An 18,409-nucleotide genomic window follows, 5' to 3' on the forward strand; every position below is an offset into this window, starting at 1 on the left:
AGCTTTTCCTAATATCTCATTCACGATGACCACAACCTTCTTGCAAGGCTGTGTGTAAATTTTAGAACGTCCCTTACAATTCTATAATCTAACCCTCAGCCAATAATGGCTAGGGTAATGCTCTGTTCATTATTGGTAAGAACGGAGCTCTAAATGTCTAATTTAATTGCACGTAAAGCACTAATTATAGTTGATATGCAAAACGGTTTATTCAAACAAGCTATTGCACCATTCAATAATAATCATGTACTGAATAATATTAATCTTCTGATAGAAAAAGCAGACCTATCTCAGGTGCCTGTAATTTATATGCGTCATGTTAGCTTAGCTCACACGCCTTTAAGTCCAGAAAGCCCAATGACTCAGTTAATTAGTGAACTTAAAATGGGCAATCATTACAATATTTTAGAAAAGCAGTACCCAAATTGTTTTAGAGAAACAAACTTACATAAAATTTTGACTGAGCGTAAGGTCGAAGAGTTAGTAATTGTCGGAATGAAAACAGAGTATTGTATTGATACAACTGTACGAGCTGCGGCTGATTTAGGTTTTAATGTAAGCCTTATTTCGGATGCACATACAACTATTGATTCTGAGCAACTCTCAGCTCAGCAAATTATAATGCACCATAACTCAACGTTGAATGGAGCTTTCGCTAAACTTACTACAAGTGCTGAGTTTAATTTCTAAGCTTACAACGCGAATCTATACCACGTATGGTCACGTAACATTACTTAATAAATGAGACATTAAAAAATAGCCCCAATTTAAGGGGCTATTTAAAATAAAATTTATGCTGAATATTAATCTTGTTCTCGGTAATTATTCGCGACCTTCACATAATGACGTGCAGAGTAAGTTAAAAACTCTTTTTCTTTATCGGTTAATGGGCGTGATTTTTGCACTGGGCTACCGACATAGAGATATCCACTTTCTAGACGTTTACGTGGTGGAACTAAACTACCCGCGCCAATCATTACATCATCTTCGATAATCACATCGTCTAAAACGATACTGTTGATTCCGACCAATACACGATTGCCAATAGTACAACCATGTAAAGTGACATGATGTCCAATTGTGACATCTTCACCAATAATAAGGGGAGAACCGTTTGGTTTAGCATCATTTTTATGGCTAACATGTAGCATACAATGATCTTGCACATTACTGTATTTGCCAATACGAATACTATTTACATCACCACGAATCACAGCGAAAGGCCATATGGAAACATGATCTGCTAGTACGACGTCTCCAATTACAATAGAGGCATCATCAACATAGCAGCTTGCATCAATCTTCGGTTTGCTATCTAGATAAGGACGGATATTTTTTTTCATGTTCATACAGCATCATTCAGCAATTTACAGCAGAGTATAAAAGAAAAAAGCATTCGTATTTGCATACGAATGCTTTAACTTTAGTTTAAGTTGTTAAATCTTAAAATAAGTTTGCGAAGAATTGTTTGATATGATCGATTAAACGTGCAAAGAATCCAGCTTCTTCAACCGCTTGTAATGCAACCAATGGTTTTTCTGAAATCACTTTGCCATCTAAGCTTGCAACGTACTTACCAACCACTTGACCCTTTTGTAAAGGAGCCGTCAGTTTAGGTTGAACCACAAGTTGCGTTTTAATTGCGTCTGCTTTGCCTTTAGGCATGGTTACGTTGAAGTTTTCAGCTAAGCCAATTTGAACTTCGTTTTCTTTACCAAAGTAAACTTTTGCTTTAGCTAAAACTTGGTTTGCAGGCTGTACTTTTACGGTTTCAAAGTTTGCAAAGCCCCAAGCCAGTAAGCTGCGTGTTTGTGTTGCACGCTCTTGTATGGTTGGCGTACCAAATACCACAGAGATCAAACGCATTGGACCACGTTTTGATGAAGTGGTTACGCAGTAACCTGCTTCTTCAGTATGACCTGTTTTTAAACCGTCTACACTAGGGTCTGTATAAAGCAAGGCATTACGGTTGCCTTGTTTAATCCCATTATAGGTAAATTCTTTTTCAGAATAGATTGGATAATATTTTGAACTGTCATGAATGATATGCTGCGCAAGCGTTGCCATATCTTTTGCAGTTGAGTAATGGCCATCTGCTGGCATACCAGTCGAGTTGATGAAGTGGGTATTGGTCATGCCCATACGTTTCGCTTCTTCATTCATCATGTAAGCGAAAGTACCTTCATTTCCAGCAATGTGTTCAGCCATTGCTTTAGATGCATCATTACCCGATTGAATAATAATACCACGCAACATTTCTAAGGCAGTCGCAGTACCGTTTAAAGGAACATACATACATGATTCTGTGCTACTACCACGACACCATGCAGATTCGTTCATACGAACTTTTTCATCTTCAGTGAGCTCGCCCTTCAACAGTTTTTGTTCAATGATGTAACTGGTCATCATTTTTGTCATTGAAGCAGGTGCTAACTTTTCATTTTCATTTTTCGCTGCGAGGATTTGCCCTGTCTCATAGTCCATCAAAACATAAGATTTATTATTGAGTTCTGGCGGCGTAGATAAGACAGTTGCTGCGAAAGAGAAACTTGGTAATAGTAATGTTGCAGCAAGGGCGCTTTTACGGATCATTTCTAGCGGGTTCCAATATCTTGATGTAAGCACAAAGAACTTAGCATTCTAGGACAAAGCATAGCCGACTTCTACCTGTGAAATCGGCTTATTTCAAAAGTATTGTAACCAATTTGTTTCAATTGCTATAGGTGGTCAATTCTTGACAGATTTCTTTATTTTTATCATCGCCCGCAGTTTTAGCATCAGATTTTGCCTCGGCTAAAATTGGTTTAAATTTTTTATTTTTACTTAATTCAGCCAAAGCAGAAACAGCATCCTTTTCTTCAGGAAGATGTTCCTGTGCTAGTTTGGCATAGCCTTGTTCAAAGCCATTTTTATTGTCAATTAGGCTCGGGCAGATTTCTGAAAGTACATAAATGGCAGCGAGTTCTTGTTGAGTAACTGTTTGGTTTGGTGTGACTTCAATATTTTCGTCTTTGCTTTCTTCAGCATGAGCGAAAGAAAAAGTAAAAGCGGTGAGTAAAGCTAAAGATGTTGTTTTTAAAGCGGCGAATTTCATAAAGAATAAACTCAAAAGATCAATCTATTTGAGCTAAGGTTAAACAGATTATGTAGAAATGGAAGAGGGGAAATGTATATAAATGGTTGAAATAGTGAAGAAGTTGTGGACTTTGGAAAAGGCTAGCTTGAACTTACGAATAACTTGACTTGAAGTCATTCGTAAGCAATTTTAGCAATTACGCTTGATATTCAACAACATCCATACATACAGCTTGTTGTTCTTCTTTACTGGTTTCTTGGGCAGCTTTGCGTGTTTCTTGCAAAATAGATTTGTACTCTGGATCAGCTTGCAGTTGATCTAAAGTCATTGAGCCAGTGTAGTCTTTTAAATACATTTGCGTGAGTAATTTTACATTTGCATCTAATTTTGCATTTTTCCCAATAACTGCAGGGCAAACTTCAGCCATAATTTGGGTGGAAGCGATATCTTCTTTTACAATGCTATTTGCTTCTTCTGGGCTTAAACCATCATTTGCGTTAACTGCTTGAGTAAATAAAACTGCAAGACCAAACCCCAAAACACTACGAAATGATAAAGTTTTAATCATTGTAAGGCACTCATTTAGTGATAGATATTGAGCGCTAATATATATAATTTCACATATAATTCAATGAAATGTTCTAGTCAGTCACTTTTTAAAGCGAGTTTTTTGTGAATATTCTTATTGCCAATGATGATGGTGTTTTTGCGCCAGGGATACAAGCTTTAGCACATGCGTTAAAACCATTAGGTCGTGTGGTGATTGTGGCACCTGAAAGTGAACGAAGTGGTTTTTCCAGTGCTTTAACTTTAGATCGACCGCTGCGACCAATCTCAATTGCGCCAGATGTTTGGGCGGTGAATGGCACACCCGCAGATTGTGTGTATCTCTCCATGAATGGACTCTTCGACTTTGAATTTGATTTGGTGGTCAGTGGCATTAATAGCGGTGCCAACCTTGGTGATGACGTGCTGTATTCAGGAACAGTTGGTGCAGCATTTGAAGGGCGTTTAATGAAACAGCCCGCAATAGCAGTTTCTTTAGCAGGAAGCAATGTACGTGGTTATGAGCATCCAGAAGATTATGCAGTTGCGGCAGAATGGGTACACGACTTCATTCAGGCAGGTTTGCCAGAGTTACCACCGCGTCATATTTTGAATATTAATATTCCTGATGTTGCTGAGCTGCAAGGTCAGAAAATTACCTATCAAGGTCGCCGCTATCAATCCAAACCGATTACTAGTCATGTCGATCCACGTGGTCGCCAAGTATATTGGATTGGTTTGTCGGGAGAGGCGGTGGCTGAACCAAAACAAGGAATTGCGGGGATTGAGTCAGATTTCTTTGCTGTTGCAAATGGTTTTGTCAGTATTACACCCATTCAAATGGATGCGACCAATTATGAAATTTTACAGAACTTACATGAACAGTATCGCTAAAGCATCAAAAGTCTTGTAAATGTTGTAACTTTGTGAAAAAGTCCGTGAATGCGGATTTTTTCAAAATATTTTTGCTACTCTTACGCGCATGAAAACCAATAACGACATATATAGAGAGGAAGATAAATGCCTGCGATGTCGCAAAATCGGATCTTTGCTACGCCAACAGCATTGTTGAAAACCCTAGTCATCTCAACAGCTATTGTTACCACTGTTATTTTAAGTGGATGTGCATCCAAACCTCAAATTAATAATCCGACCCGTTACGCGACGGCTCCCGACTATTATACTGTACGCTCTGGCGATACCTTGAGTGGAATTGCGGCACGTTACGGACTAAGTTATGTCAGCATTGCTGATATGAATGATATTGCACCGCCGTATCGTATTTATGTAGGACAGTCACTTAAGTTGAAAGGCTCGGGTAATAGCCGTCGTACTACAACGACACAGGCAGTTACACAAACTGCTCCGATTCAACGTCAGGCAATTACTTTACCAACCACGCCATCAGCCACAACAACACCTTCGACCAACTCTGTACCTGTTACTCCAACGCAGGTAACTTCATTACGTTGGGTTAAGCCATCGAATGGCGCAGTCATTGAAAACTTCAATTTAGCCAATAATGTGAAAGGTATTCGTTATAGTGGTAATGTGGGTGATCCAGTGTATGCCGCAGCAAATGGTCAAGTGGTCTATGCTGCTGATGGGCTGAAAGAATATGGTAATTTAATCTTAGTTAAGCATATTGATGGTTATATTACGGCTTATGCACATAACAGTAAGATGATTGTGAAAAGCGGAGAAAATGTAACGGCTGGTCAAAAAATTGCAGAGATGGGTTCATCTGGTGCAAGCCGTACCATGCTTGAGTTTCAGGTACGTTTAAATGGTAAGCCAATCAATCCGACTAATGTTTTACCAATAAATTAAATTAAGATCATTACAACTTTAAAATTTCACCGTATAATCCAATGAGTTGCTTTTATCGAAAGGTAGGAGCATCTCATAAGTTTAGAGGGAAATTTATGTTAGATCAACTTCGAGCAATGGGAGTGTTTGCTTGTGTTGTGGAAAAATGTTCGTTTAGCGGAGCCGCACGAGAGTTAGGAATTACTACAAGTGCTGTAAGCCAACAGATTCGTTCTTTAGAACACGAGATGGAAGTGATCCTTCTACATCGTTCGACACGGAAATTGAGTTTGACTGAAGCTGGACAAGCTTTTTTTCATAGCTGCCAAGAGATGCTAGCTGCTGCAGAGCGTGGGAAGATTCGTATTAACGAATTACGTGATGACCTAGTTGGGGAGTTGCGTATTGCAACAACTCCAGAGTTAGGTGCAAATCACGTTATTCCTGCATTATCACATTGGATGTCGGCCCATCGAGGTTTAGCTGTTCATTTGGAAGCGGACAATCATTATATTGATTTGATTGAAGGTCGAATTGATATTGCGTTACGCATGAGTCCGAAAATTGAAGATCAAAGTTTACATGCGGTTCCATTGGCCCGCGTTGAACAAGTGTTAGTTGCTTCACCAAGTTATTTAAATCAGACGGCACCAATTTCGCGTCCTGAAGATCTAAAGAATCATGATCTGATTCCCGTTAACTTAATGAAAAACTATGAAAGTTTTGCTTTCCAACATGGCATGTCTGGTGAATCTGTGAGTATTGAAATGAACTCACGTTTGACCACCAATAATGTGTTGGTTGCCAAGTCTTTATGTCTACAAGGACATGGAATTTCTCGAATTTTATATCTTGATGTTCAAAAAGATTTAGTCAATGGTGCATTGGTAGAAGTATTACCAGAGTGGAAATTGCCTAATTTCTATTTATATGCAATTACATCGAAACGTGAACAACAGCCGATGAAAATTCACCGCTGTTTAGATGCATTGAAACAATATTTTTGCCAATTACCCGGTGGCAGAATTTATCAAGAAGCTTCATAAAAAGCTGAAATAAAAAAGCCGCTAAAAGCGGCTTTTTTTGTTAAGCGATGTAACATGTATTACATCGCATTGTGCTTAAGCAAGGTAAGCTTGAATCATAGTGACTAGACGTTGAATCAATTGATCTGCTTGCTCTTGAGTGATGTTTAACGGTGGTAATAAACGAACCACTGAACCCGCGGTTACATTAATAATCAGTTGATGTTGATCGCGTGCAATATGAACTAATTCGGCACATGGTTTAGGCAAATCGATACCAATCATCAAGCCAAAACCACGAACAGCGACTTTTTGATCAGAAAGTTGTTGTGCCAACTCTTGCACAATATAGCTGCCCATATTCGCTGCATTTTCAACTAGGTTTTCTTTCTCGATTACATCGATAACAGTATAAACTACACGCGAACCTAAAGCTGTACCGCTATAAGTTGAACCGTGGTTTCCAGCAGTGAGTACACCTACACCACGACCTTGGGTCATCACAGCACCAATCGGGAAGCCATTACCCAAACCTTTAGCTGTGGTAAGTACGTCTGGTACAATATTGGTATGTTGATAAGCAAAATATTTACCAGTACGACCATTACCTGTTTGAACTTCATCAAGCATCATTAACCAATTGTGTTGATTACAGATACGACGAATATCTTCTAAATAGCTAAAGCCTTGCGGTGCTGTATTTACACCACCTTCACCTTGAATAGGTTCAACCAGAATAGCCACGATATCTGGATGTTGAATAGCAGCTTCTTCAATCGCTTCTACGTCACCAAAAGGTACACGAATAAAACCTTCAACCAAAGGTCCAAAGCCTTCTTGGACTTTCTTATTTCCTGTAGCAGATAAAGTCGCTAAGGTACGCCCATGAAATGAATGATCTGCGACAATAATTTTAGGTGTTGCAATACCTTGTAAGTGTCCGAATTTACGTGCAATTTTGATTGCGCCTTCATTCGATTCTGCGCCACTGTTCGAGAAAAATACTTCTTCCATGCCAGCAACTTGTGCAAGTTTTTGTGCAGCAGCAGTTTGCCAAGGGACTTCAAATAAGTTGCTGGTATGAATAAGCGTGCCCGCTTGTTCTGCAATAGCTTGGGTCACTTCAGGATGCGAGTGTCCTAAACCACAAACTGCAATCCCTGTTAAGGCATCTAAATATTCAGTTCCATCCGCAGTGTATAAATACGCTCCTCGGCCTCGGACAAAGCTGATCGGCTGACGGCCAAACACAGGCATCAAATGAGATGGTTGATCAGTTTGTATAGGGGCTTGAGTAAAGGTATTCATAACTAACTCGTATTTGAAAAGAAATAATAGACTTCACTAGCATCGGTTTACCGAAAGTAGGGGGATGTTAGTGGATTGATTTTACAATTCTGGACAGAACTGAAAAACAAACCCTATATAAGCAAAATCTCATCTAGAATTAAAGCCTGAATGTAAATAAAACTGGAAATATTGCTTTAAGCATACTGTTTTGTTGTGTTTTGGGTATAATGCAAGGCAGATTAGTTGAGGATTCATCAATGACTGAACAAACACGCGATACAGAAGCGTTAATTCGTGACCAGATTGCTAAACACGCAGTTCTTCTTTATATGAAAGGCACTCCGCAATTTCCACAGTGTGGTTTTTCTGCTCGTGCTGTAGAAGCACTCAGTCAAATTGGTCGTCCGTTTGCTTACGTTAATATTCTAGAAAATCCAGATATTCGTGCAACATTACCGCGTATTGCAAACTGGCCGACATTCCCACAATTGTGGATTAACGGTGAGTTGATCGGTGGTAGCGATATCATGCTTGATATGTTCCAAAAAGGTGAATTAAAGCCTTTAGTTGAACAATACAGTCCAGCACCAGAAGCATAATTTGTTTCTGCTGTAAGTAAAAAAGCCAACATCATGTTGGCTTTTTTTTATGCTTGAAAATTAAAACTGATATTGGAGCTTAAGCCATTTTTAAATGAGCTGGCAAAGCTGGAAGTTTCTGGTCTCGTCCTACCATATAGGTGTATTGGGCAAGGCTGAACATTTCGAGATCTTCTTCACTATTGCCATAAGCGTAAATGCTTGCATATTCAGCCACAGAGTATTGCTGAGAAATACGGTTTTTCTTTTCAATTCGACTACAGTCGGCAGATTGATAATATCCTGTAAGTCGACCATCTCGAATTTCAGTTTCAGTACAAATAAGATCAATCGACAATAATTGGCATAATGGTTTTAGATATAAATCGACTGATGCTGAAACCAAAACCACGTCATGTCCAAGTGCTTGATGTTGGCGCAATTGCTCAATAAATTTAGGGTCTAATTCGTGCATCAGTTGATGTGCATATTCTTCAGCAATTTGTAGAATTTCAGCATAATCAATGTCTTTAAACATGCCATAAAACAGTTTTGGTCGCATGGCGTGAGCAGGGTAGACATTTAAATAGTAGGCTTGAATCCATGGTAGGAGTTTCAAGCCTTGTTTGACGATATGTCTTTTGGAGAGTGCAAAAAAAATAAAGCCAGTAAAGCTGTCTTTTTTGCACAAAGTGCCATCAAAATCGAATAATGCTAGATTTTTATGCGTTTCGCCCGTTGCATACATGTTTCATAACGTCCATTTACACGGCTGGCAAACCAGTTGGTATTGTAATCGCGACTTAATTTTGGTCCAGAAATGACGACTTGAGGCATCATGGCATAAAATGCCTTTTTACCCGTTTTTTCTTCATATAATTTAGTCACTGCGCGATAAGTCGCAGTTTCTTCAAAGTCTTTCTCTTTTTCTTTCTTTAAATCGCTGCGAATTTGGCGTGGTGTAACTAAAATATTATTTTGAGCAAATACATTGATTAACTCACGCTCTGATTCACTTTTTGCTGAACGTACAGACCCATCTTTATTATAAAGTAGAAGATCACCGTCAAGGCTAAGTTCAGCTTCGGTCAAGTCATTTAACATGCTTTGGAAAGCTGCATTGCGACTTGAATACATACCTGAGTTGTAATCAGCGAAACGGTAAATCGCCTTGTCATAATCCGCTGGATACATCATTAAACGGTGAATGCCGTAATATAGTCCGCCGTATTGGCTGTATAGGTCTGTACGTAGCTCTGCAATACTGCCACCTTGACGTTTATGTGCTTTGGCATAGCCGATGTGAACCTGCATAGAACCCAAAGTCGTAATTGGGTTCATTTTTTCACCGACATCTTGTCCAACCAATTTGGCTGCGCCTGTAAGTGCGCTGACATGATAATGTTGCGACATGTAGTCGAATATTTCCCGATAAAGTTCGTCCAATTGGCGCTCAGTTTGTACGCGGCGCATTCGGCTTAAGTAATTATCTTCGGGACTAGGCTGGGTTTTTAAAACTTCTTCAAAATAACCAGCAACTGTCCCACCAATGTTTTCACCCAATTTATCGGTAAATCTTTCGGTGAGACGGTCTTGCACTTCTTTAACTGCTTTTTCACCCAAACCAGGCACTTTAGGATCGGCAACAAAGTTAGATTCTTGATCGACTACAGCCACAATACTGCAAATATTTTCTTTAGTTTGAGGAATACCTAACTGCTCGGTAATGTCAAAAATATCTTTGGCCCAAGAACTGCGCTCATTTACACGTGAAGGAATAAGACGATTAATTTGATCACTATTTAAAGTAGGCTCGTCATCTTTCCACCATGAGTGATCGCCGCAGGCAATAAGACTAAATGAGAGTGCTAATACACTTAATGGCTTTAGTGATTGAATTAGGGATACAGAAAAAGCAGTTTTTCTCATAGTCTCTGGACAATAGGTAAGGGGGTGAGCAAATAGAGCAGGTGCAGTATACTATGTTGCTGATTAAAAGTTATGAATATATATGTATATTGCCTCCTATCAACTGTCAAATAATTTAGTTGTTGCCTTTAAAAGATGGATGAGAAGGATGAAGGCTTTTAAATATTTTATTGAATTGCTGGCGGATTCTAAACATGAGGCGATATGAAACCTGATTGTAAACTTTAATCTTTCGTTGTTTTTGTGTTATTTTTGTGTAAATGCTATAATTTTAGCATTGATAATAATTTTTTAAAAAACTGCTTGTCATGATGCAACTACACGTATCCAACTTAACTATGAGCCTGGCTGATCAGGAGCTGAGCTCTATAGCGCGAATACCTGCGATGCAGCGTCGACGGTTATCATCACTTGCGAAACTTGCATTAAATAATGCTATCCACGTTTTAGATCTTGGAAAAGCTGATTATATTGTATGGGTGTCACAATGTGGCGATGAGGCGAAAACCCTCACTATTTTGCAAGATGTGCTGAATGATCAAACACCATCGCCGACCCAGTTTTCGACTTCAGTGCATAATGCAATTTCTGGGTTATATTCCATTTTATGTCAGGATGCCACTCCAGCAACCAGTTTAGCTGGCTCATGGAATGATGGTTTAATTGAAGCATATGCATGGTTAAAAACAGCCCCCAATGCACGCCAAGTCTTAGTGGTTTATTATGAAGAACCATTGCCTGATATTTATGTTGAGCATCAAGCATTTTCTGCTTTTTCGATGGCAGCTTTAGTTTCATTGCAGCCAGTCAATTTGATCGTGAATCCCAATATCCTGCTTGAAGCAGAAGCACATTTTAAACAGGCTTTGAAATTTTATGATTTCTGGCAAAACACTGACCAGAGTCAATACGAAGCGTGGACCAAATGCTAAAAAAATTGCAAGTTAAACAAAAAGCCAATTATATCTGGCGTGTTGGTGCGACTGGATTGAGTTTTGCCAGTTTTGGTCTTGGTGGTGTAGCGATTGGTGCTTTGATTGCCCCAATGGTGAAGTTGAGTTCACAAGACTTGGACATTCGCACGCAGCGGACACAAAAGGTTATTAAGCATAGCTTTAAGGGTTTTACCGAAATGATGGTAAAACTCGGCATTATGACTTATGAAGTTGAGGGCTTAGAGAAACTACAACAAAGTCAACAGGAACTGGTGATTGCCAATCATCCGACACTGATAGATGTAGTGGTTTTAATTGGCTTGATGGAACGGGCGAATTGTGTCGTGAAACAGACGCTATGGTCAAACCCATTTACTAAAGGGCCTGTACAAAATGCAGGTTATATTTTAAATGCGGGTTCTGAGCAATTTATTCAGGATTGCGTGTCAAAATTACAACAAGATCGCGCAGCATCTTTGCTGATTTTTCCTGAAGGGACGCGGACTGCAAAGGGTGAACAGTTGAATGATTTTCAACGTGGTGCAGCTAATATTGCGTTGCGTGCTGGAGTCCCAATTCGTCCCGTACTGATTACATGTACACCATCGACACTCACGAAAAACGAAAAATGGTATCATATTCCAGATCGTCCCTTTCATATTCAAGTGAAAGTACTGGATGCAATTCGTGTGGAAGACGTATTGGATGACGTAACAGTTAATCCTAAAAATGTGCGTCAATTAAATCAACAATTACAGTGGTTTTTTAACCAAGAGTTATCCGTAAATGAGTAATCTTGCTGATGAATTAAAGCAAATGATTATTGATGTCCTTGCCCTTGAAGACATCAGTATTGACGACATTGATACAGACGCACCTTTATTTGGTGATGGTTTGGGTTTGGACTCAATTGATGCTTTAGAATTAGGTTTAGCTTTGAAAAAGCGCTATGGCATACATTTGAATGCAGAGTCGACTGAAACTAAAGAATATTTTAAATCAATTCAAAGCTTAGTAGCTTTGGTTGAAATGCAACAAACGGCATAAGAGGTTGTAATGCTAACTCAAGAACAAGTACTCGAAAAGTTACGTGAATGGATGGATGAACTTTTTGAGATTGAACAAGACGATGTTCAGTTAAATTCAAATCTTGCATCTGATTTAGATGTAGATAGTATTGATGCCATCGATTTGGTGGTAAAAATTAAAGAATTGACAGGTAAGCAAGTCAATCCTGAAGATTTTAAGAATGTCCGTACAGTGCAAGATGTTGTGACTGTTATTCAGAACATGTCTGCTGCATGAGCAATATTTTGAAAGGGGTAGCAGTGGTCGGATTGATCCTCTATCCTTTTTTTGTGGCTTATGCTTTAGCACATGGACAGTATGTTTGGGTTAGCGCCTTATTGATTGCACTGGGTGTTCTTCGTCTATTGAGCAAGGGTAATGCGTTGCTGTGGCCATTAACGGGTTTTGCCATTTTATGTGGTGGACTCAGTTTGATTTTAAAAGATCATGCATGGCTTAAGCTTTACCCTGTCTTTATGAGCCTTGGGGCACTGTTTATTTTTGCTAGTACCTTGATCCGACCACCATCGATGATTGAACGTTTTGCACGTTTGGTCGAGCCTGATTTGCCCAAAGAAGGAGTAGAATGGACTCGTCAAGTCACTAAAGTCTGGTGTGGATTTTTCTGCATCAATGCAGTCATCGCGTTGATCACTGTTTTTTTTGCACCGATGAATATTTGGGTGTTGTATAACGGTCTGATTTCCTATGTCTTGATGGGTGGTTTGTTACTGGGTGAGTTCATCTTGCGCAAACGCCAGCAACGACTGTATCAGGCACAGAAATAACAGCGACTTCGAACTATAGCGATTAGAAATACGGTTTTAAAAATAAATTTTATGTCTTGTCATTTTCAACACCATATACATTCATCTCGTCCCTTGTGTATTCAGGGCGATTTAAGTCTGATTTCTTTCCAAGCCTTTTGGTCGGATGTGGCTGAGCAAGCTGCGCAAATTCAATACTTGAATCAAACTGTATGGGCACTTTGGGAACAAGACAGTTATGAGTTTTTGGTATTATTGTTTGCGGCCTTGCAGGCAGGAAAAGAAGTACTGTTGCCTCCGCACCGGGTTAGTGACTTAGAAAAAGAACTGGCTGATCAGCAGATTTATTTTTTAAAACGTTTGCCGTCGACTGTGCCATCGACGTTCGAACTTCAATTTGATGCTGCCTTTTTCAATCAGGCACAGTTGTATTTCTATACTTCGGGCTCAACTGGGCAGCCGAAAAAGATTCCTCGCACTTTGCAACAACTGTTCAATGAAGTCTGTGGTTTAGAAGCCAGTTTTGATTTGCCAGAGCAGGCGGTAGCCATTGCCACAGTGAGCCATCAACATATTTATGGTTTGTTGTTTAAGTTGTTGTGGCCCTTAGCCAGTGGACGCAGTTTCTATCAAAAACAACTGGCTTTCCCTGAAGATGTGGTTGATGTTCAAAAGAAAATCACCCATGTGCAGCTACCCAATTATGTGATTTCCAGCCCCGCTTTGCTGAAGCGCTGGACCACAGATGTAGTATTGCAAAACTGTCATATGGTCTATTCCTCTGGTGGAAAGTTGGATGCTGGTGTGCGTCCTTTGCTGAACCGTCCGATCACCGAAGTATTTGGTAGTTCTGAAACAGGTGGTATCGCTCACCGTCAGGCAGATGATGCACTATGGACACCTTTTGCCAATGTCGCAATAGAATGTACCGAGCAGCAAGAGTTAGCCGTTAAAACCAACCATGCCTTTAGCACGGATTGGATTTTGACAGGTGATAAAGTAAAGGTCGTGGATGCAGATAATCCCAAAAGCCCATTTCAGTTATTGGGGCGTTTGGACCGCATTGTCAAACTTGAAGAAAAGCGTTTAAGTCTCGATGCAATTGAAGCGAAAATCGCTGAGTTGGCTGAAATACAGCAGAGCCATGTTTTAATTCATGAAAAAGAACAACGTCAGATTTTGGCAGTGGTAGCGGTGCTGACGGATCAAGCTCGGAACCTGCTCAGCGAAAAGGGTAAAGCTGCCTTTACAGCACAACTGAAAAAACAATTGCAACAGAAGCTGGAAAGTATCGCGATTCCGCGGCAGTGGCGGTTTTTAACGCAAATGCCACAAAATGCACAATCGAAGTTGAATAAACAGTATTTAAAATCGCTCTTTCAGCCGATGACCTTGCCTGTGGTATTGACGCAGCAATCTCAAGATACGCAGATCAGTTATGCTTTAGAATTTATTCCAGAGTTGGAGTGTTTTAAAGGGCATTTCCCGAACTTTCCTATTTATCCAGGCGTGGGACAAATTGGTTTTATCCAGCATTTTGCTAAACAAAACTGGGCAGATTTACTGTGGTGTAATGGTTTTGAGCAGTTAAAATTTCAGGGGCTGATCCAACCCTATCAAACGGTAGAACTTGTGCTCAGCCGTAAAGCGCATAAGGTCAGTTTTGAGCTAAAAAACGATGACAAAATATTGGCATCAGGACGTTTGCTATTTGCTGTCCCTTCAGACGTTTAAGCCGAGAGACAAAATGAAACACTGCTTTGTGATTCCTGTGTATAACCATCCGCATTATTTGGCCGCGTTATTGTCACATTTAAGCTCTTTTGAGTTGCCGATTATTATGGTGAATGATGGCAGTGATACTGATTGTACAGCACTGTTACATCAGCTCGCGTATGACCACCCATTAGTCGATCTGGTTGAACATACACACAATCAGGGGAAGGGGCAGGCAGTGACCACTGGGCTAAAGCATGCTTATCAATGCGGTTATAGCCATGCCCTGCAACTAGATGCCGATGGACAACATGACTGGCAGGATGTGCAACGCTTTTTAGACACATCTATCCAACATCCTGAAGTCATGATTATTGGTCAGCCGATTTTTGATGCGACTGTTCCGAAAAAACGTCTCTATGGCCGTTATGCAACGCACATTTGGGTGTGGATTAACAGCCTGTCTTTTGACATTAAAGACAGCATGTGTGGCTTTCGTGTCTATCCTCTGGCGCAGACGGTAAACATTTTAAATACAGCCAAGTTTCAACCGCGTATGGGCTTTGACTCGGAAATTTTGGTGCGTTTGAAATGGGACAATGTGCCGTTTATCAATCTGCCCACACATGTGATTTACCCTGAAGGCGGCATTTCACATTTCGATGTTTGGCGTGACAATCTGGGTATGGCGCGTGCGCATAGCCGCTTATTGGGTGGCATGCTGCTGCGTTTCCCCAAGCTGATTTATCAGAAAGTCAAAGGCTAAGGCGGTCAGAGAAACATATGCAGAAATGGAGCGCCGTGAAAGAGCGGGGCGGGATGTTGCCGCTGATGCTGATGCTGGGTTTCTACCGTTTGGGTGGGCGCTGGCTGTGCCGGGTCATCTTGTACTTTGTGATTTTATGGTACTGGCTCTTTTCCAATACCGCGCGTCAGGCTTCCCTGTTGTACTTAAAAAAACTGCATCATTTTGCAGGTGCACAGTCACCGTTTCAAGCTGAGCCGCAGCTTTGGCACAGCTATACGCATTTGATGCAATTTGGCGAATCTATTTTAGATAAAATTGAAGGTTGGCTTGGGCATATTCCTGAGCAGAACTTAAAGCTACATGGTCATGCGCACTTTCATTCACACTATCAAAAAGGCGCGGTCATTGTGGTGTCACACTTTGGCAATATTGAATTACTGCGTGCAATTAAAGCAGAGCATTCGCAGAAAATTAATGTGTTGGTGTATCAAAAACATGCCACCAAGTTCAATGAGTTTTTAAAAAAACTGAATGAACATGCCGATGTTAATTTGGTTTCGGTGGATGAGCTAGGAATCGAAACAGCACTGATTTTACAGGATAAATTGGATCAGGGTGAATGGGTGATTGTGGCGGCAGACCGCGTACCTGTGCAGTCGGATCGGGTACAATCTGTTGCTTTTTTAGGCGAGCAGGCACTATGGCCGCAGGGCGCTTGGATTCTGGCCAGTTTATTAAAAGCCCCTGTGTTGGCGGTGTTTTGCTATCGAGTCGATACACATTTTGAAGTGCATATTCATCAAGTGGCGGAGCAGTTAAACTGGCCGCGTAAAGAACGTTTACAGGCCATGCAGCAGACCACACGACAGTATGTGCAACTGTTGGAACAGCATTGTATACGCGCGCCCTATCAATGGTTTAATTTTTATAATTTTTGGAATAAAGGATAAGTCTTGTGTTAATTGTTGGGGAAACTCCGCTCAGTATTGAAGATGTTGTGGCTGTAGCGCGTAAAGAAAAACAGGTGGCATTGCCTGCATCTGCTGAATGGACAGCATTGATTCAACGCGGCGCAGATTTCCTCGATCAGCTGTTGCAAGACGAAGGCGTTATTTATGGTGTGACTACGGGTTATGGTGACTCGTGCTTGGTTGAAATTCCAGCCCACCAAGTGCATGAGCTGCCGCTGCATTTGTCGCGTTTTCATGGCTGCGGCATGGGGCAAAACTTAGACCTGATTACAGCGCGAGCTGTGGCGGTGGTGCGTTTATGTTCTTTGGCACGTGGTTATTCGGGTGTTTCACACGCCTTGTTAGAGCGTTTGGTCTGGATGCTGAATGAAGATGTAATTCCTGTGATTCCCTCGGAAGGTTCGGTGGGTGCCAGTGGGGATTTGACGCCATTGTCTTATATCGCTGGGGCCTTGGTCGGTGAGCGCGATGTGTATTATCAAGGTCAGATCGTACCGATTGCACAAGTGTATGCTGAAAAAGATGTGCAGCCGTTGGTGATGCGTCCTAAAGAAGGCTTGGCCCTAATGAATGGTACAGCAGTCATGACCGCGATTGCTTGCCTGAACTATAAAAAAGCAGAACAGATTTCTTTTGCCAGTACTTTGATTACCGCACTGAATGTTTTGGCCTTGGAGGGCAATCCAAGCCATTTTGATGAAGTCTTATTTGCGCAAAAACCACATCCGGGACAGCAACGTATTGCAGCTCAGTTACGTGACTGGTTGAATAGTGAAGTGCAGACCGAGCACCAAAGTTCACGTCTGCAAGACCGTTATTCATTGCGCTGTGCACCACATGTGATCGGTGTATTCGAAGATTCTAAACTGTGGCTGCGTCAGTTTATTGAAAATGAGCTGAATTCAAGTAATGACAATCCATTGATTGACCCAGTGAACCTACGTGTATTGCATGGTGGCCATTTCTATGGCGGACATATTGCCCAAGCCATGGATAGTCTAAAAATCATGATTGCCAATATTGCCGACTTGATGGATCGTCAATTGGCGCAGTTGGTTGATTATAAAATGAACAATGGCTTGCCACGTAATTTAACTGGTTCAAGTGCTGAGCGTTTACCACTGAATCATGGCTTTAAAGCAGTGCAAATCGGGGTTTCGGCATGGACGGCAGAAGCTTTAAAACAGACGCTCGCTGCGTCGATTTTCTCACGCTCAACCGAATGTCATAATCAAGACAAAGTCAGCATGGGCACCATTGCTGCGCGTGATGCCAGTCGAGTCATTACCCTGACCGAACAAGTGATTGCGGCACTCAGCTGTGCAGCGGTTCAGGCGGTTAAACTCAAAGGCGTAGATACAGAACTCAGCCCTGTTTTAACAGCATTTCAACACTGGGTGCTTCAGAGCTTCACCTATGTAGAGGAAGATCGTCCTTTGCAACATGAACTTCAGGCATTGGTCAATCGCTTTGAAGATTTAGAACTGTTAGACAGCATTGCTGTTCAATATTCATAGGAAATGAGCATGTATGCTGATGTAATTATTGAAGTGCCCTTTCATGATGTCGATACCATGCATGTGGTGTGGCACGGTCATTATTTAAAATATTTTGAAATTGCACGATGCAAACTGTTAGATCAATTTCACTATAACTATAACCAGATGCGTGACTCAGGCTATGCATGGCCTGTGATTGAAAGCTATGTGCGTTATGTGCAAGGCATTGAGTTTGAGCAAAAAATTCGTGTGCGCGCTGTTTTGAAAGAATGGGAAAATCGTTTGAAAATTGAATATCTGATTTTCGATGCAGTTTCGGGCAGAAAGCTGACCAAGGGCTTTACTTCGCAAGTGGCGGTACACATTGAAAAACGTGAAATGTGCTTCCAGTCGCCGCAGGTGTTGTTGGACTGTTTAAATGCATGGCCTGAGTTTAAGGCGGAGTAATGCAA

The 18,409-nt window shown here is 40.9% G+C and carries 22 protein-coding genes; 15 read left to right on the plus strand and 7 right to left on the minus strand.

Annotation, left to right across the window (positions count from 1 at the left end; genetic code table 11):
* Positions 1-153: 153 nt before the first annotated feature.
* Positions 154-690 (plus strand): isochorismatase family protein, encoded by a 537-nt coding sequence (locus F4W09_RS01670; RefSeq protein WP_151503799.1) that lies wholly within the window; start codon positions 154-156, stop codon positions 688-690.
* A gap of 113 nt (positions 691-803) precedes the next feature.
* Here the strand turns inward: F4W09_RS01670 and F4W09_RS01675 are convergent, their stop codons facing one another.
* From F4W09_RS01675 to F4W09_RS01690, 4 genes are all read right to left on the minus strand, one after another.
* Complete coding sequence (locus F4W09_RS01675) at positions 804-1,343, minus strand: gamma carbonic anhydrase family protein (RefSeq protein WP_151503992.1); 540 nt, start codon at positions 1,341-1,343, stop codon at positions 804-806.
* 100 nt (positions 1,344-1,443) lie between these two features.
* A complete protein-coding gene (dacC, locus tag F4W09_RS01680) occupies positions 1,444-2,592 on the minus strand; it encodes a D-alanyl-D-alanine carboxypeptidase PBP5/6 (RefSeq protein ID WP_016166794.1) in 1,149 nt (382 codons plus the stop codon).
* Positions 2,593-2,710: 118 nt separating this feature from the next.
* Positions 2,711-3,094 carry an MCR_0457 family protein gene (locus F4W09_RS01685; RefSeq protein ID WP_044740267.1) on the minus strand — a complete coding sequence of 128 codons (384 nt, stop codon included), beginning with the start codon at positions 3,092-3,094 and terminating at the stop codon, positions 2,711-2,713.
* A gap of 178 nt (positions 3,095-3,272) precedes the next feature.
* A complete protein-coding gene (locus F4W09_RS01690; protein ID WP_016166792.1) occupies positions 3,273-3,644 on the minus strand; it encodes an MCR_0457 family protein in 372 nt (123 codons plus the stop codon).
* 104 nt (positions 3,645-3,748) lie between these two features.
* On the opposite strand from F4W09_RS01690, the gene surE reads away from it, so the two are divergent.
* The 3 genes from surE (at position 3,749) to F4W09_RS01705 (ending at position 6,477) form a co-directional block, all read left to right on the plus strand.
* A complete protein-coding gene (gene surE / locus F4W09_RS01695; protein WP_151503800.1) occupies positions 3,749-4,516 on the plus strand; it encodes a 5'/3'-nucleotidase SurE in 768 nt (255 codons plus the stop codon).
* 126 nt (positions 4,517-4,642) lie between these two features.
* Positions 4,643-5,452 carry a peptidoglycan DD-metalloendopeptidase family protein gene (locus F4W09_RS01700; RefSeq protein WP_151503801.1) on the plus strand — a complete coding sequence of 270 codons (810 nt, stop codon included), beginning with the start codon at positions 4,643-4,645 and terminating at the stop codon, positions 5,450-5,452.
* A 95-nt stretch (positions 5,453-5,547) separates the two neighbouring features.
* Positions 5,548-6,477, plus strand: a complete 930-nt coding sequence (locus F4W09_RS01705) for a LysR family transcriptional regulator (RefSeq protein ID WP_016166731.1) — start codon at positions 5,548-5,550, stop codon at positions 6,475-6,477.
* A gap of 75 nt (positions 6,478-6,552) precedes the next feature.
* Here the strand turns inward: F4W09_RS01705 and F4W09_RS01710 are convergent, their stop codons facing one another.
* Positions 6,553-7,764: an aspartate aminotransferase family protein gene (locus F4W09_RS01710; RefSeq protein WP_151503802.1), complete on the minus strand. Its 1,212-nt coding sequence runs from the start codon at positions 7,762-7,764 to the stop codon at positions 6,553-6,555.
* 239 nt (positions 7,765-8,003) lie between these two features.
* Here F4W09_RS01710 and grxD point away from each other — a divergent pair, with 239 nt between their 5' ends.
* Positions 8,004-8,345, plus strand: coding sequence for a Grx4 family monothiol glutaredoxin (gene grxD / locus F4W09_RS01715; RefSeq protein ID WP_016166729.1), 342 nt, complete (start codon positions 8,004-8,006; stop codon positions 8,343-8,345).
* A gap of 79 nt (positions 8,346-8,424) precedes the next feature.
* On the opposite strand, the gene F4W09_RS01720 is transcribed toward grxD, so the two are convergent.
* The gene (locus F4W09_RS01720) at positions 8,425-9,072 is read right to left on the minus strand and encodes an HAD-IB family hydrolase (protein ID WP_016166728.1); all 648 of its coding nucleotides are present in this window, start codon (positions 9,070-9,072) and stop codon (positions 8,425-8,427) included.
* Entirely contained in the window at positions 9,039-10,253 is a 1,215-nt protein-coding gene (locus F4W09_RS01725) for a DUF1615 domain-containing protein (protein WP_104441759.1), read from the minus strand. Before F4W09_RS01725 ends, F4W09_RS01720 begins: the two co-directional genes overlap by 34 nt.
* A 308-nt stretch (positions 10,254-10,561) precedes the next feature.
* Here F4W09_RS01725 and F4W09_RS01730 point away from each other — a divergent pair, with 308 nt between their 5' ends.
* The 10 genes from F4W09_RS01730 to F4W09_RS01775 are packed head-to-tail and all read left to right on the plus strand — an operon-like array spanning position 10,562 to position 18,404.
* Positions 10,562-11,185 carry a beta-ketoacyl synthase chain length factor gene (locus F4W09_RS01730; RefSeq protein WP_151503803.1) on the plus strand — a complete coding sequence of 208 codons (624 nt, stop codon included), beginning with the start codon at positions 10,562-10,564 and terminating at the stop codon, positions 11,183-11,185.
* Complete coding sequence (locus tag F4W09_RS01735; RefSeq protein ID WP_151503804.1) at positions 11,179-11,982, plus strand: lysophospholipid acyltransferase family protein; 804 nt, start codon at positions 11,179-11,181, stop codon at positions 11,980-11,982. The genes F4W09_RS01730 and F4W09_RS01735 overlap by 7 nt, the downstream gene beginning before the upstream one ends.
* A complete protein-coding gene (locus tag F4W09_RS01740; RefSeq protein WP_016166724.1) occupies positions 11,975-12,235 on the plus strand; it encodes a phosphopantetheine-binding protein in 261 nt (86 codons plus the stop codon). The genes F4W09_RS01735 and F4W09_RS01740 overlap by 8 nt, the downstream gene beginning before the upstream one ends.
* A 9-nt stretch (positions 12,236-12,244) precedes the next feature.
* A complete protein-coding gene (locus F4W09_RS01745) occupies positions 12,245-12,493 on the plus strand; it encodes an acyl carrier protein (RefSeq protein WP_016166723.1) in 249 nt (82 codons plus the stop codon).
* A complete protein-coding gene (locus F4W09_RS01750) occupies positions 12,490-13,044 on the plus strand; it encodes a COG4648 family protein (protein WP_151503805.1) in 555 nt (184 codons plus the stop codon). The genes F4W09_RS01745 and F4W09_RS01750 overlap by 4 nt, the downstream gene beginning before the upstream one ends.
* Before the next feature lie 51 nt (positions 13,045-13,095).
* The gene (locus tag F4W09_RS01755) at positions 13,096-14,757 is read left to right on the plus strand and encodes an ApeI family dehydratase (protein WP_151503806.1); all 1,662 of its coding nucleotides are present in this window, start codon (positions 13,096-13,098) and stop codon (positions 14,755-14,757) included.
* Positions 14,758-14,770: 13 nt separating this feature from the next.
* Positions 14,771-15,505: a glycosyltransferase family 2 protein gene (locus tag F4W09_RS01760; RefSeq protein WP_151503807.1), complete on the plus strand. Its 735-nt coding sequence runs from the start codon at positions 14,771-14,773 to the stop codon at positions 15,503-15,505.
* Between the two features lie 17 nt (positions 15,506-15,522).
* Positions 15,523-16,437 (plus strand): lysophospholipid acyltransferase family protein, encoded by a 915-nt coding sequence (locus tag F4W09_RS01765; RefSeq protein WP_151503808.1) that lies wholly within the window; start codon positions 15,523-15,525, stop codon positions 16,435-16,437.
* A gap of 5 nt (positions 16,438-16,442) precedes the next feature.
* On the plus strand, positions 16,443-17,975 hold the full coding sequence (locus tag F4W09_RS01770; RefSeq protein ID WP_151503809.1) for an HAL/PAL/TAL family ammonia-lyase: 1,533 nt from the start codon (positions 16,443-16,445) through the stop codon (positions 17,973-17,975).
* A gap of 9 nt (positions 17,976-17,984) precedes the next feature.
* The gene (locus F4W09_RS01775) at positions 17,985-18,404 is read left to right on the plus strand and encodes an acyl-CoA thioesterase (RefSeq protein ID WP_005090845.1); all 420 of its coding nucleotides are present in this window, start codon (positions 17,985-17,987) and stop codon (positions 18,402-18,404) included.
* Positions 18,405-18,409 lie beyond the last annotated feature (5 nt).

The sequence above is a fragment of the Acinetobacter tandoii genome, assembly GCF_008867985.1.
Taxonomy (GTDB): domain Bacteria; phylum Pseudomonadota; class Gammaproteobacteria; order Pseudomonadales; family Moraxellaceae; genus Acinetobacter; species Acinetobacter tandoii.

Coding starts and splice junctions, on each gene's coding strand:
- grxD (WP_016166729.1), top strand. CDS start 8,004: ATGACTGAACAAACACGCGATACAGAAGCGTTAATTCGTGACCAGATT.
- F4W09_RS01750 (WP_151503805.1), top strand. CDS start 12,490: ATGAGCAATATTTTGAAAGGGGTAGCAGTGGTCGGATTGATCCTCTAT.
- F4W09_RS01755 (WP_151503806.1), top strand. CDS start 13,096: ATGTCTTGTCATTTTCAACACCATATACATTCATCTCGTCCCTTGTGT.
- F4W09_RS01735 (WP_151503804.1), top strand. CDS start 11,179: ATGCTAAAAAAATTGCAAGTTAAACAAAAAGCCAATTATATCTGGCGT.
- F4W09_RS01745 (WP_016166723.1), top strand. CDS start 12,245: ATGCTAACTCAAGAACAAGTACTCGAAAAGTTACGTGAATGGATGGAT.
- F4W09_RS01740 (WP_016166724.1), top strand. CDS start 11,975: ATGAGTAATCTTGCTGATGAATTAAAGCAAATGATTATTGATGTCCTT.
- F4W09_RS01690 (WP_016166792.1), bottom strand. CDS start 3,644: ATGATTAAAACTTTATCATTTCGTAGTGTTTTGGGGTTTGGTCTTGCA.
- F4W09_RS01725 (WP_104441759.1), bottom strand. CDS start 10,253: ATGAGAAAAACTGCTTTTTCTGTATCCCTAATTCAATCACTAAAGCCA.
- F4W09_RS01765 (WP_151503808.1), top strand. CDS start 15,523: ATGCAGAAATGGAGCGCCGTGAAAGAGCGGGGCGGGATGTTGCCGCTG.
- F4W09_RS01675 (WP_151503992.1), bottom strand. CDS start 1,343: ATGAAAAAAAATATCCGTCCTTATCTAGATAGCAAACCGAAGATTGAT.
- F4W09_RS01720 (WP_016166728.1), bottom strand. CDS start 9,072: ATGTATGCAACGGGCGAAACGCATAAAAATCTAGCATTATTCGATTTT.
- F4W09_RS01760 (WP_151503807.1), top strand. CDS start 14,771: ATGAAACACTGCTTTGTGATTCCTGTGTATAACCATCCGCATTATTTG.
- F4W09_RS01705 (WP_016166731.1), top strand. CDS start 5,548: ATGTTAGATCAACTTCGAGCAATGGGAGTGTTTGCTTGTGTTGTGGAA.
- dacC (WP_016166794.1), bottom strand. CDS start 2,592: ATGATCCGTAAAAGCGCCCTTGCTGCAACATTACTATTACCAAGTTTC.
- F4W09_RS01710 (WP_151503802.1), bottom strand. CDS start 7,764: ATGAATACCTTTACTCAAGCCCCTATACAAACTGATCAACCATCTCAT.
- F4W09_RS01730 (WP_151503803.1), top strand. CDS start 10,562: ATGATGCAACTACACGTATCCAACTTAACTATGAGCCTGGCTGATCAG.
- F4W09_RS01700 (WP_151503801.1), top strand. CDS start 4,643: ATGCCTGCGATGTCGCAAAATCGGATCTTTGCTACGCCAACAGCATTG.
- F4W09_RS01670 (WP_151503799.1), top strand. CDS start 154: ATGTCTAATTTAATTGCACGTAAAGCACTAATTATAGTTGATATGCAA.
- F4W09_RS01685 (WP_044740267.1), bottom strand. CDS start 3,094: ATGAAATTCGCCGCTTTAAAAACAACATCTTTAGCTTTACTCACCGCT.
- F4W09_RS01775 (WP_005090845.1), top strand. CDS start 17,985: ATGTATGCTGATGTAATTATTGAAGTGCCCTTTCATGATGTCGATACC.